Here is a 16,053-nt window from a genome sequence, read left to right as displayed (position 1 = left end):
TTCATTCGCTTTGGCGTCTCTTTTCCAAATCGTTTTTGATACTTTTATTCCAAAGAGGTACACCACTATTATAAGCAGCTCTAGCAATCATATGCCCTGAAACGGGTAGGGTTAAGAGAATAAAAATAATACCGAGTAGTAATGAGCTGCTTAATTCTTCTTCAAAATATAAAAAGTAAATAAATGTTCCAAGAAGGACACTTGCAATTCCGAGTGTTGCTCCTTTGGAAGCGGCATGTGCTCGTGTGTAAACATCTGGAAGCCTTATTAATCCTAAGGCGCTAGAAAAAATAAAAAATGTACCAAAGAGCAATAAAAAACATATTAAAATGGTGACAAATGGGCTAAGATCCATCCCGGTCATATTTAATAATCACACCTTTTTCAATAAATTTTGCTATTGCTACTGTCCCAATAAAAGCTAAAATTCCGATTAATAATATCACTTCATTAAAAAAGGTCGTTTTTAGTTGTATAGCAATCAAAGCGGTCATTGCAATTAAAGTAATACCAATACTGTCGAGTGCAATTGCACGATCTGGATTTGATGGCCCTTTAACCGTTCGATAAAGCAATAAAATGATGGAAATTGAAGTCATGACTAGAGAAATATTAACACACCAGTGTAAGATGATAGGCATCATATCATTCACTATCTGGTCACCTCCATAATTGCATCTTCAAACGTATGCTTAATCGAATGAATAATTTCATCTTTATCCCGAATGTCCATAGCGTGAATGTAAATAATTTGATGATCAGTCGAAACAGAAATCGATAATGTGCCAGGTGTAAGAGTAATCAAATTGGCTAATAAGGTTATTTCCCAATTTGATTTTAATTCAGTTGGCAATGCAATAATACCTGGCTGAATATCTAGCTTCGGTCGATACACGATTTTGACAACCTCTAAATTAGATAATAGGAGTTCTCTTAGGAAAATAAAAACAAGCTTCAATATGGCCATGATTTTTCCACCATAGAAGTTACCAGGAATAAACCGTCTAAATAGTAATAACAAAATCAGTCCAATGATATAACCGATAAAGAAAGTTCCGAATGTGAATTTCTCTACTAAAACCATCCAAACGAATGCAAGTATACTATTTAATATGAGCTGAAAGGCCATTGAGCAACTACTCCTTTAGAACATTCTCAATATAATAAGAAGGACTCGCTAGTGTGTCACCGATATATTGGACGTATGGATAAATATAATCTCCTCCAACACCAAGTAGGATGGAGAAGGCTAATAAAAAGGAGACGGGAGCAAGTAGTCCCTTCGTTGAGACTGTCCGGTGTTCCTTCATTTGCTCACCCCAAAATGCCCCGATAAATATTCTCATAACAGACAAAAGAGTCAAGAGACTAAGTAGGGTCGCAGATATAGTTGCGAAATAATGTCCCTCTTCTAATCCACCTCGAACCAATAAGTATTTCCCGATAAACCCACTAAACGGAGGAATTCCTGCTAAAACGAGTGTAGCTATGAATAATTGCCAGCCTACTACTGGGTATTGATGGAGTAGACCACCCATTTTTCGAAGATCTGACGTACCAGCAATCATTACAATCGTTCCGACTATTAGAAATAAGGCTCCTTTAATGATCATGTCATGAATTAAATAATAAACGGCTCCAGCGAGCGACGTGACACTAAAAACACCAATTCCGATCAAGATAAAGCCTATGGAAGGTACAATGTTGTAAGCGATAATGAGTTTAATATTATGAGTAGATAACGCACCGATTACTCCAAAAAGGATGGTTATTACCCCGATTACAATAAACAATTGGTGTGTGAAGGCTGCATTATGGCCAAAAATTAAAGTGAATATCCTTAGTATGCAATAAATACCTACCTTTGTTAACAAAGAACCAAATAGTGCAGAGACGACAGGATGTGGCACAGAATAGGATTTAGGTAACCAGAAATAAAGAGGGAATAACGCCCCTTTAGTGGCAAAAACGATAAAGAGCATGATTGCTATCGTTGTTAAAATACCTGTTTGCCCATATTCTCCCACTCGTACAGCTAATTGAGCCATATTTACTGTTCCAGTTACTGAATAAAGAAACGCAATGGTCGTCACAAATAATATCGAAGAGAACACGTTAATGAGCATATACTTAATGGATTCTCGAAATTGTTGCTTAGAACCACCTAAAATAATGAGGGCATATGATGCCATTAAAAGGACTTCGAAAAATACAAATAGATTAAATAAATCCCCAGTTAAAAATGCACCAGAAACACCCGCGATTAAAAAGTGAAAAAATGTATAAAAATAATATCTTTGCTCATTTTGATTAACTGTCTTAAATGAATAGAATGCGGCGGCAACAGAGATTAGATTGGTTGTCACGACTAAAAGCATCGCCAATTCATCTGCCACGATAATAATTCCATAAGGTGCTGGCCAATCTCCTGTCTCGAGAATGACCGGTCCTTGTGCAAACACTTGAAGCATAATATATGAGACAACAAGTAGCTGACAAATGACAAAAATACCTGTAACCCATTTCAATAGTACATTTCTTCTATTGAGAAAAGCCGATAGAATACCAGCGATAATAGGTAACAAGATTGGTAATATCGCTAAATTATTGAAATTACTCATTTTCTGTTCCCCTTAGTTCTTCTAGATTATCGGTTTGGTTTGTCTTATACGTTTTATAAGCAAGTACTAATAAAAAGGATGTCACACCAAAACTAATGACGATTGATGTTAGAATTAATGCCTGTGGAAGGGGGTCTGTATAAGAAGTTACTCCTTCCTTTAGAATAGGTGGAGCACCTGTTCTAAGTCCGCCCATCGTTAAAATAAATAAGTGTGCCCCGTGTGAGAGTAAGGCTGTACCTAGAATGATTCGGAGGAGCTGTTTTTGAAGTAGCAGATAGATTCCGCAAGTAAACAATACTCCAGACAGAATGGACATTAGTATTTCCACTTAATCAACATCCTCCTTTTTAGTCGATTTTATCATGGCTAAAATACCGAGAGCTGCTAATGCTAGGACACTAATTTCAAGCATTGTATCTAGACCTCTTATATCAACCAATATGACATTCACAATATTATTTCCGCCTCCAAGAGTATAGGAGTTTTCAATAAAGTAGCTAGAAATAGTATCAAACCATTTTGAACTATGTGATGAGATGCCGATTAATGTGATGAGTAACCCAAATGCCAAGGATATAACCAAATTCACGATCTTGGTTGATGTTTTTTCTTTCACTGGTTTTAGCTTTGGAAGATGGTAAAAGCAAAGTAAAAATAAAGAAACTGTAACTGTTTCTACGATGAGCTGTGTTAACGCTAAATCTGGTGCAGAGTAAAAGACAAATAGTAGAGACAAGCCATAGCCGACCACACCGAGTATAAGAATAGCTGCGATTCGATTTGGTGTAAAAATAATCGCAATGGCTGCAATCATCATCGTTAAGGCAATGGCAAACTCAGCAAAAGAGAAGCTAGCTCCACCCCAAGTAAAGGCAAATCCATTTGTATAAAACAAGGTGAAAAGACCAATTAGAGAAATAAACCCAATAATCATTCTGAAGTAATTTGTTAACGAGCCATTCATGTAGGAATTTGTTAGTTTTTTCGAACCATTGAATAGACCAGTTACAAGGTAATCATATCCATTAGTCACACTCCACTTAGCTGGAATCCTGTCATATACATGAAGCCATTTGTCTTTTAATACATAAGCAATCGAACCTATAATCAAAACAATCAGCGACATTTTCAATGGATTATCGAATCCGTGCCAAAATTGAATCTTAGTTTGTGATGCCTCGCCCATCACTGCTGCAACAGCAGGGGCTAATAAATACTCATTAAAGGGACCAGGGAATAGAGCAATGACTACAATTAATACAACAAGCACGATAGGTGAGAGTAACATCCCAATTGGTGGATCATGTGGTTTTCTTTCTAAATTAGATGGTTGTAACTTTCCTGTAAAAGTCTTAAAGAAAAGAATCATTGAATAGATAAACGTAAAAATACTACCTAGCACTGCAATGAAAGGAATATAAGGTGCTACCATTTGGTAAATCGGTGCTCCTTCATTTCGTAAATGAACAGCAGCACTAAAGAACATCTCTTTACTTAAAAAACCATTAAAAATGGGAAGAGGAACACCTGCCATTGAAAACACACCGAATAAGGCTAACGTTGCTGTAATAGGCATTAATGAATACAGCCCACCGAGTCTTCTAATATCTCTCGTTCCAGTTTCATGATCCACGATACCCGCGACCATAAATAAACTTCCTTTAAATGTTGCATGATTTAAGATGTGGAATATGGCAGCAAAAACAGCTGCACCTGTACCAAATCCGAGCATAGCCATGATCATCCCTAATTGACTAATGGTTGAGTAAGCTAGTATCCCCTTTAAATCGGTTTGTTTAACCGCCATGATGGATCCCCAACATAATGTAAGCAACCCAAACCCTGACACGATTAGAAAAAATGCATCCGTACCTGCAAAAATTAAGGAAAGCCTTGCTACTAAATAAATTCCTGCTTTTACCATTGTAGCTGAATGCAAGTACGCGCTGACTGGTGTTGGTGCCTCCATTGCATCAGGTAGCCAAATATGAAATGGAAACTGTGCCGATTTTGTAAAAGCACCTAAGAGAATCAAGACTAAAATAGGTATGAAAAAAGGACTGCTTGTAATTAAATCCGATCCCTCAATGAGACCACGAATACTAGAAGTTCCAACTATTATTGACATCCAAACTAGTCCTGCAAACATAGACAACCCGCCGAAAACGGTAATCAAAAGGGACTTTAATGCCCCGTATCTCGATTTTTCCCGATGGTTCCAAAAACCAATTAATAAAAAGGAAGATAAGCTAGTGAGCTCCCAAAACATATAGAAAACAAACATGTTATCAGAGAAAACGACCCCTAGCATGGCCGTGATAAACAGTTGTAAATAAAGATAGAAATGACCTAGTTTTTCTGTTTTATGTAAGTAATAGATCGAATAAAAAATGACCAAACTACCAATACCGGAGATTAATAATCCAAATAATAGGCTTAAGCCGTCCACATAAAGGTCATAATTGATACCAAGTGATGGCATCCAGTCTAGCTTTTCAATGAGTGGCCGTTCCATGACAGATGAAAGTAAAGATATCAGGTAAATAAAAATAAATAACGGTATGACTAGGACAAACCATCCGGTATGAATACTCTTTAAATTCTTGTAGAGAATTGGAGCCAAGAAGGCAAATAGGAGCGGTGCAAGGACCAAAAAGTGAAGCACTTAAAGTAAACCTCCTTAAAAAAACATTCTACTTTCAATTGTACCCACATTTCATAGTGAACTTCAACTATTATCCACCTCTTTATAAATAAAGGATAAATAGTATGGAGTAAGGTTTGAATTAGCATATTAAATAGGAAAGGAGGAGCGAAATGAGAGGTTTCTTTTTACTGTTTATTCTTAGTGTTTTCTTAATTGGATGTTCAGCAAAAGGCAAAGAAGATCCAGCTTTATTACCTAGGGAGTATTATCGATCCATTATTAGTGCTGACGAAATAGGTGCTGCATTTTCAAAGAGCGAAGAAGCAACGGAAGGCTTAATTCCCTTACTACTAATGAATGAAAAAATTAGTCATGTAGTATTTGTTAAACATGAAGGAGAGTCTATGATTGGGCTTAGGTTGAACCCTTATTATCGTCATGGAAGTGGAGAAGTTATACAGGAAATTTCATCGCAAACGACAATAAAAGTATCAAACATAGTGGAAGATCCTAGAAAGTATCGAGTTTTGGAGCGTCTGTACAAAGAAAAGCAAATGAATGAAGTAAGTGATGTGTGGCTTAAAGAGTGGAATGAGCTTCGGAAATAAATAAGAACCATTACTTTTGTAATGGCTCTTTCAAAAATATTAGGAAACTTTAATTCTATGTGCTAAAGATCTGCGTTTTATTTCATTTTCAATTAAGTGGATAAATTCTGGGCTAAGATTTAATTCTGTCGCTTTATAATACGATTCAATGAGTAGTTCATCCGTTAATTTTTTCATAGTCACTGCCAATAATGGCAAGCCCACCTCCTAAAAAATTTTATAATGTACGTTCTTTTTTTCTATTTTATCGCATATATTAGTAGTTAATTTTTTATGTATTCTTAATCTATCATGAATTAAATTCTAGAACAATCGTTCTCTTATCCACAGGCATTGGTGGATAAGTTGTGGACTGATTGTTTATAAAAGGAATAAACACAGGTTCTTCATTGGGTAAAATGTTAGTAACTTTATCCACAGGTGTAGAAAATTTGAAGATTTTGTCGAAAAGTTTTTGTTTTTCTTCCTTTTTTTCTAGCTTTTTAACTATTCTAGTGTATTTTTTTAATTATATTTTGAATGTTTACAGGAAATTCGTTATGATGAATGTCTGTATCTAAAGTTAAATTGAGGTGTATAAGTTGTTAGGTATGTTCTTACCGAGTGAACATGTGAAAAGTATTTATGAAATTAGTCCAGCTGAACTTGTAAAACGAGGGATAAAGGGTATCATCACTGATTTAGATAATACACTTGTAGAATGGGATCGACCGGATGCCACACCAGAATTAAAGCAATGGTTTCAATCCATGTTAAATCATAATATAACCGTGACGATTGTTTCTAACAATAATAAGGAGAGGGTAGAAGCATTTGCTTCACCAGTTAATATCCCTTTTATTTTCAGAGCAAGGAAACCTTTGAGAACTGCTTTTCAAAAAGCTTTGAAAAGCATGAATCTTAAGGCAGAAGAAGTGGTCGTGATAGGTGATCAGTTGCTTACCGATGTCCTTGGAGGAAACCGTTTGGGATTACATACGATTCTAGTTGTACCCGTCAAACAGACGGATGGTTTCATAACGAAATTTAATCGAAGAGTTGAGAGAAGCATTTTAAAGAAACTGAAGCAAAAAGGTATGATTCAATGGGAGGAATAACGGAGTGACAGAACAGTATAAATGTATAGGATGTGGAGTGACCATTCAAACAGAAGAGCCGAAGAAGCTAGGATATGCTCCTATCTCGGCTCTTACAAAGGATCCAGTAATTTGCAAGCGGTGTTTTCGTTTAAAGCATTATAATGAGGTTCAAGACGTATCACTTACGGATGAGGATTTTATTAGGATTCTTAATGGAATCGGTAAGGAGAATGCTTTAGTTGTAAAGCTTGTTGATATTTTTGATTTTACTGGAAGCTGGCTTCCTGGTTTGCATCGCTTTGTTGGGCATAACGACATTTTACTCGTCGGGAACAAGGTAGACTTACTACCTAAATCTATTAAACCCAATAAAGTGATTCAATGGATGAAATTGGAGTCAAAAGAATTAGGAATGAAGCCAAAGGATGTATTCCTAATAAGTGCAGAAAAAGGGAATGGAATTGAAGAACTGGTTGCAGCTATTGAAGAGCATCGAAAAGGTAAAGATGTCTACGTTGTTGGAAGCACAAATGTAGGTAAATCAACATTTATCAATCGGATTTTAAAACAATTTGGTGGAGAAGAGGAACTTATTACAACCTCCCATTTCCCAGGAACGACGCTAGATATTATTGATATTCCAATAGACGAGAATGCGTCTATTATTGATACACCCGGTATTATCAACCATCATCAAATGGCTCATTTTGTCCAAAAAGCAGATTTGAAGCTCATTACGCCAAAAAGGGAGATTAAACCAAAGGTGTTTCAATTAAATGCTGAACAGACCTTGTTTTTTGGTGGTCTAGCACGATTAGATTTTGTAAGTGGTGCTAGACAGTCCTTTATTTGTTATGTATCCAATGATTTGACCATTCACCGAACAAAGCTTCAAAATGCGGACGAGCTCTATCGAAATCATGTTGGAGAGTTATTAAGTCCTCCTAGACAAGAAGATATAGAAGAGTTTCCTGACTTGGTTGCATTCCCGTTTTCCATTCGTGACGAAAAAGTGGATGTTGTGTTCTCGGGACTTGGTTGGGTTACCATACAAGAACCAGGAACAAGGATTGTAGCTTATGCGCCAAAAGGAGTAGGGGTTTCACTACGCCGATCCCTCATATAAAGGAGGCGGAATATGGAGAAGCTTTACGGTGTTATAGGGGACCCGATTTCCCAATCAATGTCACCATCCATGCATAATGCAGCATTTAGTAATCTTGGACTAACTGCCAAGTATATGGCTTTTCATGTTACTCCTGATAGATTGCCTGCTGCAATAGAGGGAATACGTGGACTTGGTATAGCTGGACTAAATGTGACGATTCCTCATAAAGTTTCCATCATGACACTGCTAGATGAAATTGATCCTCTTGCAAAGAAGATTGGTGCGGTTAATACAATCGTAAATGAATTTGGCAAACTCATTGGTTATAATACAGATGGAGCAGGTTATGTGACTAGCTTAAAGGAAGCAATCCCTAAAAAAAGAATACAGGATCAGTCCATCCTATTAATAGGGGCAGGCGGCGCTGCTAGAGCAATCTATTTCACACTAATAGATGAGGGTGTTGAGAAGGTGGATATTGCGAATCGTACGAAAGAGACGGCTAGACAGCTGATCCACTCTAGGAATTCTAGTTCTTCTTTAGCCATGGATTTATCTGAAGCTGAATCAGTAGTTGACTCCTATGATATTATTATTAATACCACCTCAATAGGAATGTATCCAAGTCTTGATCATACTCCCATTCATTTAGGCCATATAAAGGAAAATACCATTGTGAGTGATATCATTTATAATCCCATTGAAACGAAATGGTTACGCGTGGCTAAGAGTTTTGGTGCAAAAACTCTGAATGGTGTTGATATGTTTGTTTTTCAAGGTGCTCTTTCATTTGAAAAGTGGACTGGGATTTATCCAAACATTGATGTGATGCGAAATGTTGTACTAAACAAACTAGGAGGTGTTAACTAAATGTTAACCGGCAAACAAAAGCGTTTTTTACGTTCAAAGGCCCATCATCTTGACTCGATTTTTCAAGTTGGGAAGGGTGGAGTCAATGAGAACATGATTAAACAAATAGATGATGCATTAGAAAAGAGAGAACTTATAAAGGTTAGTGTCTTGCAAAATTGTGAAGAGGATCGTCATGATGTGGCCGCAAAAATTAGTGAAGGCGCTCGTGCTGAACTTGTTCAAGTGATTGGGCATACTATTGTCCTATATAAAGAGTCGAAAGAAAATAAGCAATTAGTAATGCCGTCATAAAAAGGATCCCTATGAAGAAAATTGGTATTTTAGGCGGAACATTTGATCCTCCACATAATGGGCATCTCTTAATTGCGTATGAAGTACTTCATGCCTTGTCTCTTGATGAGATATGGTTTATGCCAGCTCAAATACCTCCTCATAAGGAAGCAGGGAATGTAACAAAGTCAACGGATCGGCTCCGCATGGTAAAGCTTGCCATAGACGGGCATATACATTTTCACGTTCAACCAATTGAACTGGAAAGACAAGGACCTTCCTATAGCCTTGATACGGTCAAATTACTAAAAGAAAAGTATAAGAAGTACGATTTCTATTTTATCATAGGTGGAGACATGATTGAGTACCTCCCAAAATGGTACAAAATAGAGGAGCTCTTGTCTTTACTTACATTTGTAGGTGTTGGAAGAACCGGTTTCTCACATCATACAAAGTATCCTATTATTTCTTTAGACACGCCCTTATTTGACATATCATCAACATTTATTCGAAATCGATTGAGGGAAAATGGAAATACGGAACAATTACTTCCCCCATCCGTTCGAATATATATTGAGGAGAATCACTTATATGAATAGGGAAAAGGCTTTATCCATCGTTAAAGGACAAATGACTGAGCGGCGATATATACACACAATCGGTGTTATGGAGACGGCAATTAAATTAGCACATATCCATGGAGCAGACGAAAATAAAGCAGAGATTGCGGCTATTTTTCACGATTATGCGAAGTTTCGACCTAAAGATGAGATGAAACAAATTATTATCACTCAACAGCTTCAGCAAGATCTACTCCAACATGACAAAGAGCTCTGGCATGCTCCTGTTGGTGCGTATTTAGTGGAGAATGAAGTAGGAATCAAAGATCTGGTTATACTAAATGCGATAAAATATCATACATCGGGTAATGTGGGCATGACGATTTTAGATAAGATTATATATGTAGCTGATTATATTGAACCTGGAAGGGTTTTTCCTGGTGTGGATGAGGTTAGGGAAGTGGCGGAAACAAATCTAGATTTAGCTGTCATTTTAACCTTGAGAAACACAATTAGCTTTTTAATGCAGAAGAAACAAGTGATATACCCTGATACGTTCTTTACTTATAATGAATTGATTCGAGAATATAAAGCTGAGAGGAAATGATTGAATGACTGAGAAAGAAGCATTATTTATAGCAGCAAAAGCAGCAGATGACAAAAAGGCAGAGGATATCGTAGCACTAAAAATGGAAGGGATTTCACTTGTAGCGGATTATTTTTTGATCTGCCACGGAAACTCCGATAAGCAGGTACAAGCAATTGCTAGAGGAATGAAAGAAAAAGCAGAAGAAAACGGAATTAGTGTAAGAAAAATGGAAGGCTTTGATGAGGCTAGGTGGATTCTGGTTGACCTTGGTGATGTAATTGCGCACGTGTTTCATAAGGATGAAAGAGGGTACTACAATCTAGAACGCCTTTGGGGAGATGCTCCAACTGAAGATATTCAAAGTGTACTCATTCAATGACCTATCAGCATTTTGCCTATATTTATGATGAGCTTATGAAGGACGTGCCTTACGAGTCATGGCTAGAGTACTTCCTTAATAGGATCCCTGCTGAAAAGCGGTATGGTCAAGTGCTAGATTTAGCATGTGGGACTGGGTCACTTTCCGTTCCGATTGCCAAAATGGGTTTCGATGTTACCGGAATAGATCTTTCCACTGAAATGCTTTCAGTTGCGGATGAGAAGGCACGGAACGAGCAAGTTCAGATCACTTTCCTAGAACAAGATATGACGAATTTAGTGGGCACAGCATCATTTGATCTCGTTCTATGTTTTTGTGACTCATTAAACTATTTAAAGGATGAGCAAGCAGTGACTTCAACCTTCAAGGGTGTTTATGATTCCCTAAAATCAAATGGGCAGTTTATGTTCGATGTCCACTCTACTGAAAAGATAGAATCCATATTTATGGATCAAACCTTTGTCAGTACAGATGAAGAGATTTCTTTTATTTGGAATTGTTTCGAAGGCGATTTTCCTTATAGTGTCGAACACGAGCTTACTTTCTTCGTGAATACTGGTAATCAAAACCTCTATAAACGGTATGATGAAGTGCATGTTCAGCGAACCTATCCAATAGCCACGTATGAAGCCTGGCTAAAGGCTGCTGGGTTTTCCTCAATAGAAGTTACATCTGATTTTAAAGATAACCTAAGTAAGAATGAAAGAGAGCGAATTCTTTTTTATTGTGAAAAAAAATAAACCATCGAAAAAAAGATGGTTTATTTTTAAAGGTTTTTTTCTTTCCATGTAGAACTAGTTAATTAAAGTCTTTAGTGAACTCAAACTGTTCTTTAATTTCTTTTATATCTTCGTAGTATTTTTCATGAGTCCTTTGGATAACATGATTAAACATTTCTCCTAGCTCTTCTTCTAACACTTTAATGCCCACTCCAGTGACTCCACCTTTTACACATACCTTTTCTTGGAGAGTTGGCAATGTGAAAATTCCTTTTTCTAATAACTTCCCCATACCAATCAACATTCCGCTTGCTAACTCTGTTGCTTGATGTTTTGATATCTCTGTTTCTTGTACAGCACTATCAATAAATCGTTGTAAGATATAACTAAAGAATGCAGGCCCACAGCTAACGATGTCTGAAGCTACTCTTGTTATTTCCTCCTTAATCATCACTGTCGATGAAATTTGTTGAAACAACCCATTTACAAGATTTTGAGCATCTATTGAACAGCTTTCACCAAATGTCACTAAGGAAACTCCTGACAAGGCTCGGTTTGTAATGCTTGGTATGACTCTAGCTACATTGCAAGGAAGGACAGATTGAAGTCGGTTAACACTCACAGGACTCGTGATTGAAACAATACACTGATCTTTCTGCACTAGGGGGGCTATTTTTAGTAGTAATGGATAAATATCCAATGGTTTTAAACAAATAAAAATGACCTCGGAATGTTGAATAATTTCCTCTGATGTTGGAACCACGTTGAGTTCCGGGTAGATGGCTTTTAACTTCTCTGCTCGAGGTAAAGTTCGATTAGTAATAAAAAGGTCAGAAGGTTTAACGGCACGAGATTCAATGAAGGATTCAATTAAAATCGTCCCCATGTTACCTGTTCCGATGATTCCTACGTTCATTTACCATTCCCTCCTCCACTTACGGTTCTCTCATACACATATATGACGCATTCGGCTTTTTTATGTGTTTATTCAGACACACATCTATTCAATTTTGACAAAGATAGGGAGGAATTCATATGGATTACATCCGTAAATATTGGTATATTGTGCTTATTGTTATGGTTGTTTTTGGTTTTGTAGTATTTACTTTTACTTCTGGTGAGGTGCCAAATTCTGAAGATATAGATTGGGAGGAATCTATGACGGATCCAGAAAATGAGGTAAAACCAGAGGAAGTGAAAGAAGAGGAAGAACCACTTCCGATTTTTTTCATTGATATTAAAGGAGAAGTCATCTCACCAGGAGTGTATGAAGTAAAAGAATCCGATCGTGTTATGGATGTCGTCATGATGGCAGGTGGTTTTACAGAGCAGGCTGAACAAAAGGGAGTAAATCTTGCTGAAAAAGTAATGGATGAGATGGTTATTTATGTCCCTAAACAAGGGGAAAAACCCTCTGATTGGACAAGTATCCAAGCCCCTTTAAATGATGAAAAGAAATTGGTCGATATAAATGTAGCAGAAAAGGTGGAGCTTGAGACACTTCCTGGTATTGGACCATCTAAAGCTGATGCAATAATTGCGTATCGTCAGGAAAACGGTCTGTTTCAATCCATTGAAGATTTAGATAAAGTATCGGGTTTCGGTGAAAAGTCAGTAGAAAGTTTAAGGGAATATGTCACAATTAACTAGCTGTTTTTGAAATAGAACAAAAAAGGGAGGAATTAGTTTGAATAGAATATCTTGGGATCAATATTTTATGGCACAAAGCCATCTACTTGCATTGAGGAGTACGTGTACTAGATTGGCTGTTGGTGCGACCGTCGTTCGAGATAAACGAATTATAGCAGGTGGTTATAATGGTTCGATTACTGGTGGCACCCATTGTATAGACGAGGGCTGCTATGTTATTGACCATCATTGCGTACGTACTATCCATGCTGAAATGAATGCCGTGATACAATGTGCCAAATTCGGGGTACCGACACAAGGATCTGAAATTTATGTTACTCACTTTCCATGCCTACAATGTTGTAAAGGTATTATCCAAAGTGGAATTCAGTCCGTTTACTATTCAAAAGATTATAAGAATCATCCGTATGCTATTGAACTTTTTAAACAATCCGGTGTAACGGTCGCTCAAGTAAAGCTAGAAAATATGATTATTGATACAAAAAATAAGGAGAAAGTGCAACTCATATCCACTCTTATTGAAAAACTATCAAAGGCTGGTGTATCCGAAAATGAAATTATTGAGCTACAAAATCAAGCTAATACAATATTTACAACTTATAATTAAGAAGTGACCAAATATGATGAATAATAAGTGGGTATATATAGCTTTTTCTAGCCTTCTTGGGATCATGTTTGTAAGTTTTAACTTGTCCTTAATTCTCCTTCTCTTTGCTCTGATAGTAGTATGTTTCATTTTACAAAGAGATATAAAAATAGGAATAGGGTTTATAGTGGCATTTATCTTATTTGGATATAATTTCTATTTTCATGAATCAACTAACGTCAGTAAATTAACAGAAGGTACCTCATCATTTACTGGTAAAATTATTACTACCCCTACTATTAATGGGGATAGTTTACGTTTTAATTTTGAACTCGCATCTGGGGAGAAATTATATTTCACATATAAAATTCAAACTGAACAAGAAAAAAATGGATTATTACGCTTGAAGAGTAGAACAATATGTAGTTTTGAGGGGGAACTAAAACCTCCTCAAGAAGCACGGAATTATAATAGTTTTGATTTTAAAAAATACTTATATTGGCAGAAGGTTCATTGGATGGTTTCTCCCTCCTCCTTTTCCATGTCTAGCTGTAAAAATAGGCGGATGACCCTTATCGATCATATTAATCATCAACGTGACACCGCTTTAAATTCCATAGAACAAAATATGCCAAGTCCATTAAATGGTTTCGTCCAAGCGTTGATATTTGGTGGACGAGGATTAATAGAAGAGGATGTGTTAATTGCCTATCAGGAGCTAGGGTTGATTCATTTACTAGCGATCTCTGGAATGCATGTAAGTCTAATCTGTGCATTTGTTTATCTTGGGTTGGTGCGTATGGGTTTAACGAAGGAAAAAGTAATGATTTTCATGATGATCCTCTTACCGGTTTATGGAGTGCTAGCTGGAGGAAGTCCATCCGTTATTCGGGCTGCTATTATGACTTTTCTTGTTTTACTAAAAATTAGATATAGAACGTTCCCTTTATCCACATTGGACTTAATTAGCTTGGCATTTATTGTCATGGTATTTTACAACCCCTTTTATGTATTTAACGTTGGTTTCCAACTGTCGTTTGCGGTTACGTTAGCTCTCATAATATCAAGTCAAACCATCCTCCTTAAGCTTACAAACCCGATTCTCACCTTAATAGTAGCAAGTACCATTGCCCAAATTAGCTCACTACCACTCCTTATTTATCACTTTTACCAATTTTCACTTTTGAGCACTCTGCTAAACCTTATTTATATCCCTCTCATTACTTTCATCATATTACCCATCTGTATTTTATTGTTTTTCCTTTTGCTAGTTGATTTTCCGTTTTTAAACATAATTTCCACCGAGTTTAACACTGTTTTAAATATAATCAATCAAATTGCTGTCTATATATCAGATTTTGATTGGCATGTACTTGTTCTCGGGAAGCCTCCTCTATTTATTACTTGTCTTTATCTTGTGGCTATTCTGTTTACTTTTGTTTGTTGGGAACGGAGAAAAAAATTTCATCTATTTCCTTTTGTGCCAATTATTTTAGTAATACTGCTACACTTCGCTTTTCCGTATATGAATCCAAGAGGTGAAGTCACAATCATTGATGTCGGACAAGGTGATTCAATCTTAATCGAACTTCCATATAGAAGAGGTGTCTATTTGATTGATACAGGTGGAAGAGTGGAGTTTGATGTGGATAAATGGAAACAAAAGATGAACTCGTTTTCGATTGGTGGAGATATTATTATTCCATATTTAAAGTCAAAAGGTATTCGGAAAATCGACAAGCTAATTTTGACACATCCGGATATGGATCACATGGGGGAAGCACCCTATATCCTCGGGCATATGAAGATTTCAGAAATACTAATCGGTGAGTACAATGAACCAAACGAAATGGAAGAAGAGCTAATTTCACTTGCAAAGGAAGAACAAGTCGAAGTTAAAAGAGTTAAAAGTGGTGATAGTTGGAGTGTAAGTGGTATCCCATTTAAGTTAGTAGCCCCTTTTCAAGTCTTTTCAAATAAAAACGACGGGTCAATTGTTTTAGCGACGATCTTAGGTGGGGAGTCATGGTTATTTACTGGAGATATTGAAGTAGATGCAGAAGAAGCACTAATTGCGAGGTATCCCAATTTACAGGCCGGTATCTTAAAAGTTGCCCATCATGGTAGTAAAACGTCCACTACAGAATCATTCCTTAAAGTTACTCAGCCAAAAGTTGCACTAATTTCAGCAGGGTATGAAAATCGCTTTGGGCATCCTCATGAAGAAATTCTGACTCGGTTACATCAACAAAAAGTTAAAATATTAAGAACTGATCAGCAAGGTGCCATACGATTTATTTTTTCACCAAACCGCATCGGAACCTTTCATACAAAACTTCCATAAGATAACTTGAAATGAAA

The 16,053-nt window shown here is 36.7% G+C and carries 20 protein-coding genes; 12 read left to right on the top strand and 8 right to left on the bottom strand.

What is annotated here, in order from left to right; genetic code table 11:
• Nucleotide 1 precedes the first annotated feature (1 nt).
• The 6 genes from mnhG to ACOI1C_RS02935 are packed head-to-tail and all read right to left on the bottom strand — an operon-like array spanning nucleotide 2 to nucleotide 5,289.
• Entirely contained in the window at nucleotides 2-364 is a 363-nt protein-coding gene (gene mnhG, locus ACOI1C_RS02960) for a monovalent cation/H(+) antiporter subunit G (protein WP_422507853.1), read from the bottom strand.
• Nucleotides 345-644 carry a Na(+)/H(+) antiporter subunit F1 gene (locus ACOI1C_RS02955; RefSeq protein WP_422508163.1) on the bottom strand — a complete coding sequence of 100 codons (300 nt, stop codon included), beginning with the start codon at nucleotides 642-644 and terminating at the stop codon, nucleotides 345-347. The genes mnhG and ACOI1C_RS02955 overlap by 20 nt, the downstream gene beginning before the upstream one ends.
• Before the next feature lie 8 nt (nucleotides 645-652).
• Nucleotides 653-1,129, bottom strand: coding sequence for a Na+/H+ antiporter subunit E (locus ACOI1C_RS02950; protein WP_422507851.1), 477 nt, complete (start codon nucleotides 1,127-1,129; stop codon nucleotides 653-655).
• A gap of 7 nt (nucleotides 1,130-1,136) precedes the next feature.
• Nucleotides 1,137-2,621: a Na+/H+ antiporter subunit D gene (locus ACOI1C_RS02945; RefSeq protein WP_422507850.1), complete on the bottom strand. Its 1,485-nt coding sequence runs from the start codon at nucleotides 2,619-2,621 to the stop codon at nucleotides 1,137-1,139.
• Complete coding sequence (locus ACOI1C_RS02940) at nucleotides 2,614-2,952, bottom strand: Na(+)/H(+) antiporter subunit C (protein ID WP_422507848.1); 339 nt, start codon at nucleotides 2,950-2,952, stop codon at nucleotides 2,614-2,616. Before ACOI1C_RS02940 ends, ACOI1C_RS02945 begins: the two co-directional genes overlap by 8 nt.
• Nucleotides 2,953-5,289 carry a Na+/H+ antiporter subunit A gene (locus ACOI1C_RS02935; protein ID WP_422507846.1) on the bottom strand — a complete coding sequence of 779 codons (2,337 nt, stop codon included), beginning with the start codon at nucleotides 5,287-5,289 and terminating at the stop codon, nucleotides 2,953-2,955.
• A 152-nt stretch (nucleotides 5,290-5,441) separates the two neighbouring features.
• Here ACOI1C_RS02935 and ACOI1C_RS02930 point away from each other — a divergent pair, with 152 nt between their 5' ends.
• Nucleotides 5,442-5,879 carry a hypothetical protein gene (locus ACOI1C_RS02930; RefSeq protein ID WP_422507844.1) on the top strand — a complete coding sequence of 146 codons (438 nt, stop codon included), beginning with the start codon at nucleotides 5,442-5,444 and terminating at the stop codon, nucleotides 5,877-5,879.
• 39 nt (nucleotides 5,880-5,918) lie between these two features.
• Here ACOI1C_RS02930 and ACOI1C_RS02925 read toward each other — a convergent pair whose 3' ends face one another.
• Complete coding sequence (locus ACOI1C_RS02925) at nucleotides 5,919-6,056, bottom strand: sporulation histidine kinase inhibitor Sda (RefSeq protein ID WP_422508161.1); 138 nt, start codon at nucleotides 6,054-6,056, stop codon at nucleotides 5,919-5,921.
• A gap of 404 nt (nucleotides 6,057-6,460) precedes the next feature.
• Between ACOI1C_RS02925 and ACOI1C_RS02920 the strand changes: the two genes are divergently transcribed.
• Genes ACOI1C_RS02920 through ACOI1C_RS02885 form a run of 8 tightly spaced genes read left to right on the top strand, consistent with a single transcriptional unit; the run spans nucleotide 6,461 to nucleotide 11,477 of the window.
• Entirely contained in the window at nucleotides 6,461-6,976 is a 516-nt protein-coding gene (locus ACOI1C_RS02920) for a YqeG family HAD IIIA-type phosphatase (RefSeq protein WP_422507842.1), read from the top strand.
• 4 nt (nucleotides 6,977-6,980) lie between these two features.
• Entirely contained in the window at nucleotides 6,981-8,084 is a 1,104-nt protein-coding gene (gene yqeH / locus ACOI1C_RS02915; protein ID WP_422507840.1) for a ribosome biogenesis GTPase YqeH, read from the top strand.
• Between the two features lie 12 nt (nucleotides 8,085-8,096).
• The gene (gene aroE, locus ACOI1C_RS02910) at nucleotides 8,097-8,936 is read left to right on the top strand and encodes a shikimate dehydrogenase (RefSeq protein ID WP_422507838.1); all 840 of its coding nucleotides are present in this window, start codon (nucleotides 8,097-8,099) and stop codon (nucleotides 8,934-8,936) included.
• On the top strand, nucleotides 8,937-9,230 hold the full coding sequence (gene yhbY / locus ACOI1C_RS02905; protein ID WP_422507836.1) for a ribosome assembly RNA-binding protein YhbY: 294 nt from the start codon (nucleotides 8,937-8,939) through the stop codon (nucleotides 9,228-9,230).
• A gap of 11 nt (nucleotides 9,231-9,241) precedes the next feature.
• Nucleotides 9,242-9,808, top strand: coding sequence for a nicotinate-nucleotide adenylyltransferase (locus ACOI1C_RS02900; RefSeq protein WP_422507834.1), 567 nt, complete (start codon nucleotides 9,242-9,244; stop codon nucleotides 9,806-9,808).
• On the top strand, nucleotides 9,801-10,376 hold the full coding sequence (yqeK, locus tag ACOI1C_RS02895; RefSeq protein ID WP_422507832.1) for a bis(5'-nucleosyl)-tetraphosphatase (symmetrical) YqeK: 576 nt from the start codon (nucleotides 9,801-9,803) through the stop codon (nucleotides 10,374-10,376). The genes ACOI1C_RS02900 and yqeK overlap by 8 nt, the downstream gene beginning before the upstream one ends.
• A gap of 4 nt (nucleotides 10,377-10,380) precedes the next feature.
• The gene (rsfS, locus tag ACOI1C_RS02890) at nucleotides 10,381-10,737 is read left to right on the top strand and encodes a ribosome silencing factor (protein WP_422507830.1); all 357 of its coding nucleotides are present in this window, start codon (nucleotides 10,381-10,383) and stop codon (nucleotides 10,735-10,737) included.
• Nucleotides 10,734-11,477, top strand: coding sequence for a class I SAM-dependent DNA methyltransferase (locus ACOI1C_RS02885; RefSeq protein ID WP_422507828.1), 744 nt, complete (start codon nucleotides 10,734-10,736; stop codon nucleotides 11,475-11,477). Before rsfS ends, ACOI1C_RS02885 begins: the two co-directional genes overlap by 4 nt.
• Before the next feature lie 58 nt (nucleotides 11,478-11,535).
• On the opposite strand, the gene comER is transcribed toward ACOI1C_RS02885, so the two are convergent.
• A complete protein-coding gene (comER, locus tag ACOI1C_RS02880) occupies nucleotides 11,536-12,372 on the bottom strand; it encodes a late competence protein ComER (RefSeq protein ID WP_422507826.1) in 837 nt (278 codons plus the stop codon).
• A gap of 119 nt (nucleotides 12,373-12,491) precedes the next feature.
• Between comER and ACOI1C_RS02875 the strand changes: the two genes are divergently transcribed.
• From ACOI1C_RS02875 to ACOI1C_RS02865, 3 genes are read left to right on the top strand one after another with little or no spacing between them, the layout of a single operon-like run.
• Complete coding sequence (locus ACOI1C_RS02875) at nucleotides 12,492-13,106, top strand: helix-hairpin-helix domain-containing protein (protein WP_422507824.1); 615 nt, start codon at nucleotides 12,492-12,494, stop codon at nucleotides 13,104-13,106.
• A gap of 37 nt (nucleotides 13,107-13,143) precedes the next feature.
• Nucleotides 13,144-13,713, top strand: a complete 570-nt coding sequence (locus ACOI1C_RS02870) for a ComE operon protein 2 (protein ID WP_422507822.1) — start codon at nucleotides 13,144-13,146, stop codon at nucleotides 13,711-13,713.
• Between the two features lie 13 nt (nucleotides 13,714-13,726).
• Nucleotides 13,727-16,036 (top strand): DNA internalization-related competence protein ComEC/Rec2, encoded by a 2,310-nt coding sequence (locus tag ACOI1C_RS02865; protein WP_422507820.1) that lies wholly within the window; start codon nucleotides 13,727-13,729, stop codon nucleotides 16,034-16,036.
• Nucleotides 16,037-16,053 lie beyond the last annotated feature (17 nt).

The sequence above is a fragment of the Bacillus sp. DJP31 genome, assembly GCF_049310945.1.
Lineage (GTDB): Bacteria > Bacillota > Bacilli > Bacillales > SA4 > Bacillus_BS.
Note: the sequence above shows the minus strand (reverse complement) of the source record. Positions and strands in the feature narration are given on the sequence as shown.

What these genes read in the sequence shown, in the direction of transcription:
- ACOI1C_RS02955 (WP_422508163.1), bottom strand. Translation starts at nt 644, where the DNA reads ATGATGCCTATCATCTTACACTGGTGTGTTAATATTTCTCTAGTCATG.
- rsfS (WP_422507830.1), top strand. Translation starts at nt 10,381, where the DNA reads ATGACTGAGAAAGAAGCATTATTTATAGCAGCAAAAGCAGCAGATGAC.
- ACOI1C_RS02875 (WP_422507824.1), top strand. Translation starts at nt 12,492, where the DNA reads ATGGATTACATCCGTAAATATTGGTATATTGTGCTTATTGTTATGGTT.
- comER (WP_422507826.1), bottom strand. Translation starts at nt 12,372, where the DNA reads ATGAACGTAGGAATCATCGGAACAGGTAACATGGGGACGATTTTAATT.
- yqeK (WP_422507832.1), top strand. Translation starts at nt 9,801, where the DNA reads ATGAATAGGGAAAAGGCTTTATCCATCGTTAAAGGACAAATGACTGAG.
- ACOI1C_RS02900 (WP_422507834.1), top strand. Translation starts at nt 9,242, where the DNA reads ATGAAGAAAATTGGTATTTTAGGCGGAACATTTGATCCTCCACATAAT.
- yhbY (WP_422507836.1), top strand. Translation starts at nt 8,937, where the DNA reads ATGTTAACCGGCAAACAAAAGCGTTTTTTACGTTCAAAGGCCCATCAT.
- ACOI1C_RS02930 (WP_422507844.1), top strand. Translation starts at nt 5,442, where the DNA reads ATGAGAGGTTTCTTTTTACTGTTTATTCTTAGTGTTTTCTTAATTGGA.
- mnhG (WP_422507853.1), bottom strand. Translation starts at nt 364, where the DNA reads ATGACCGGGATGGATCTTAGCCCATTTGTCACCATTTTAATATGTTTT.
- ACOI1C_RS02950 (WP_422507851.1), bottom strand. Translation starts at nt 1,129, where the DNA reads ATGGCCTTTCAGCTCATATTAAATAGTATACTTGCATTCGTTTGGATG.
- ACOI1C_RS02945 (WP_422507850.1), bottom strand. Translation starts at nt 2,621, where the DNA reads ATGAGTAATTTCAATAATTTAGCGATATTACCAATCTTGTTACCTATT.
- ACOI1C_RS02925 (WP_422508161.1), bottom strand. Translation starts at nt 6,056, where the DNA reads ATGAAAAAATTAACGGATGAACTACTCATTGAATCGTATTATAAAGCG.
- ACOI1C_RS02865 (WP_422507820.1), top strand. Translation starts at nt 13,727, where the DNA reads ATGATGAATAATAAGTGGGTATATATAGCTTTTTCTAGCCTTCTTGGG.
- ACOI1C_RS02885 (WP_422507828.1), top strand. Translation starts at nt 10,734, where the DNA reads ATGACCTATCAGCATTTTGCCTATATTTATGATGAGCTTATGAAGGAC.
- aroE (WP_422507838.1), top strand. Translation starts at nt 8,097, where the DNA reads ATGGAGAAGCTTTACGGTGTTATAGGGGACCCGATTTCCCAATCAATG.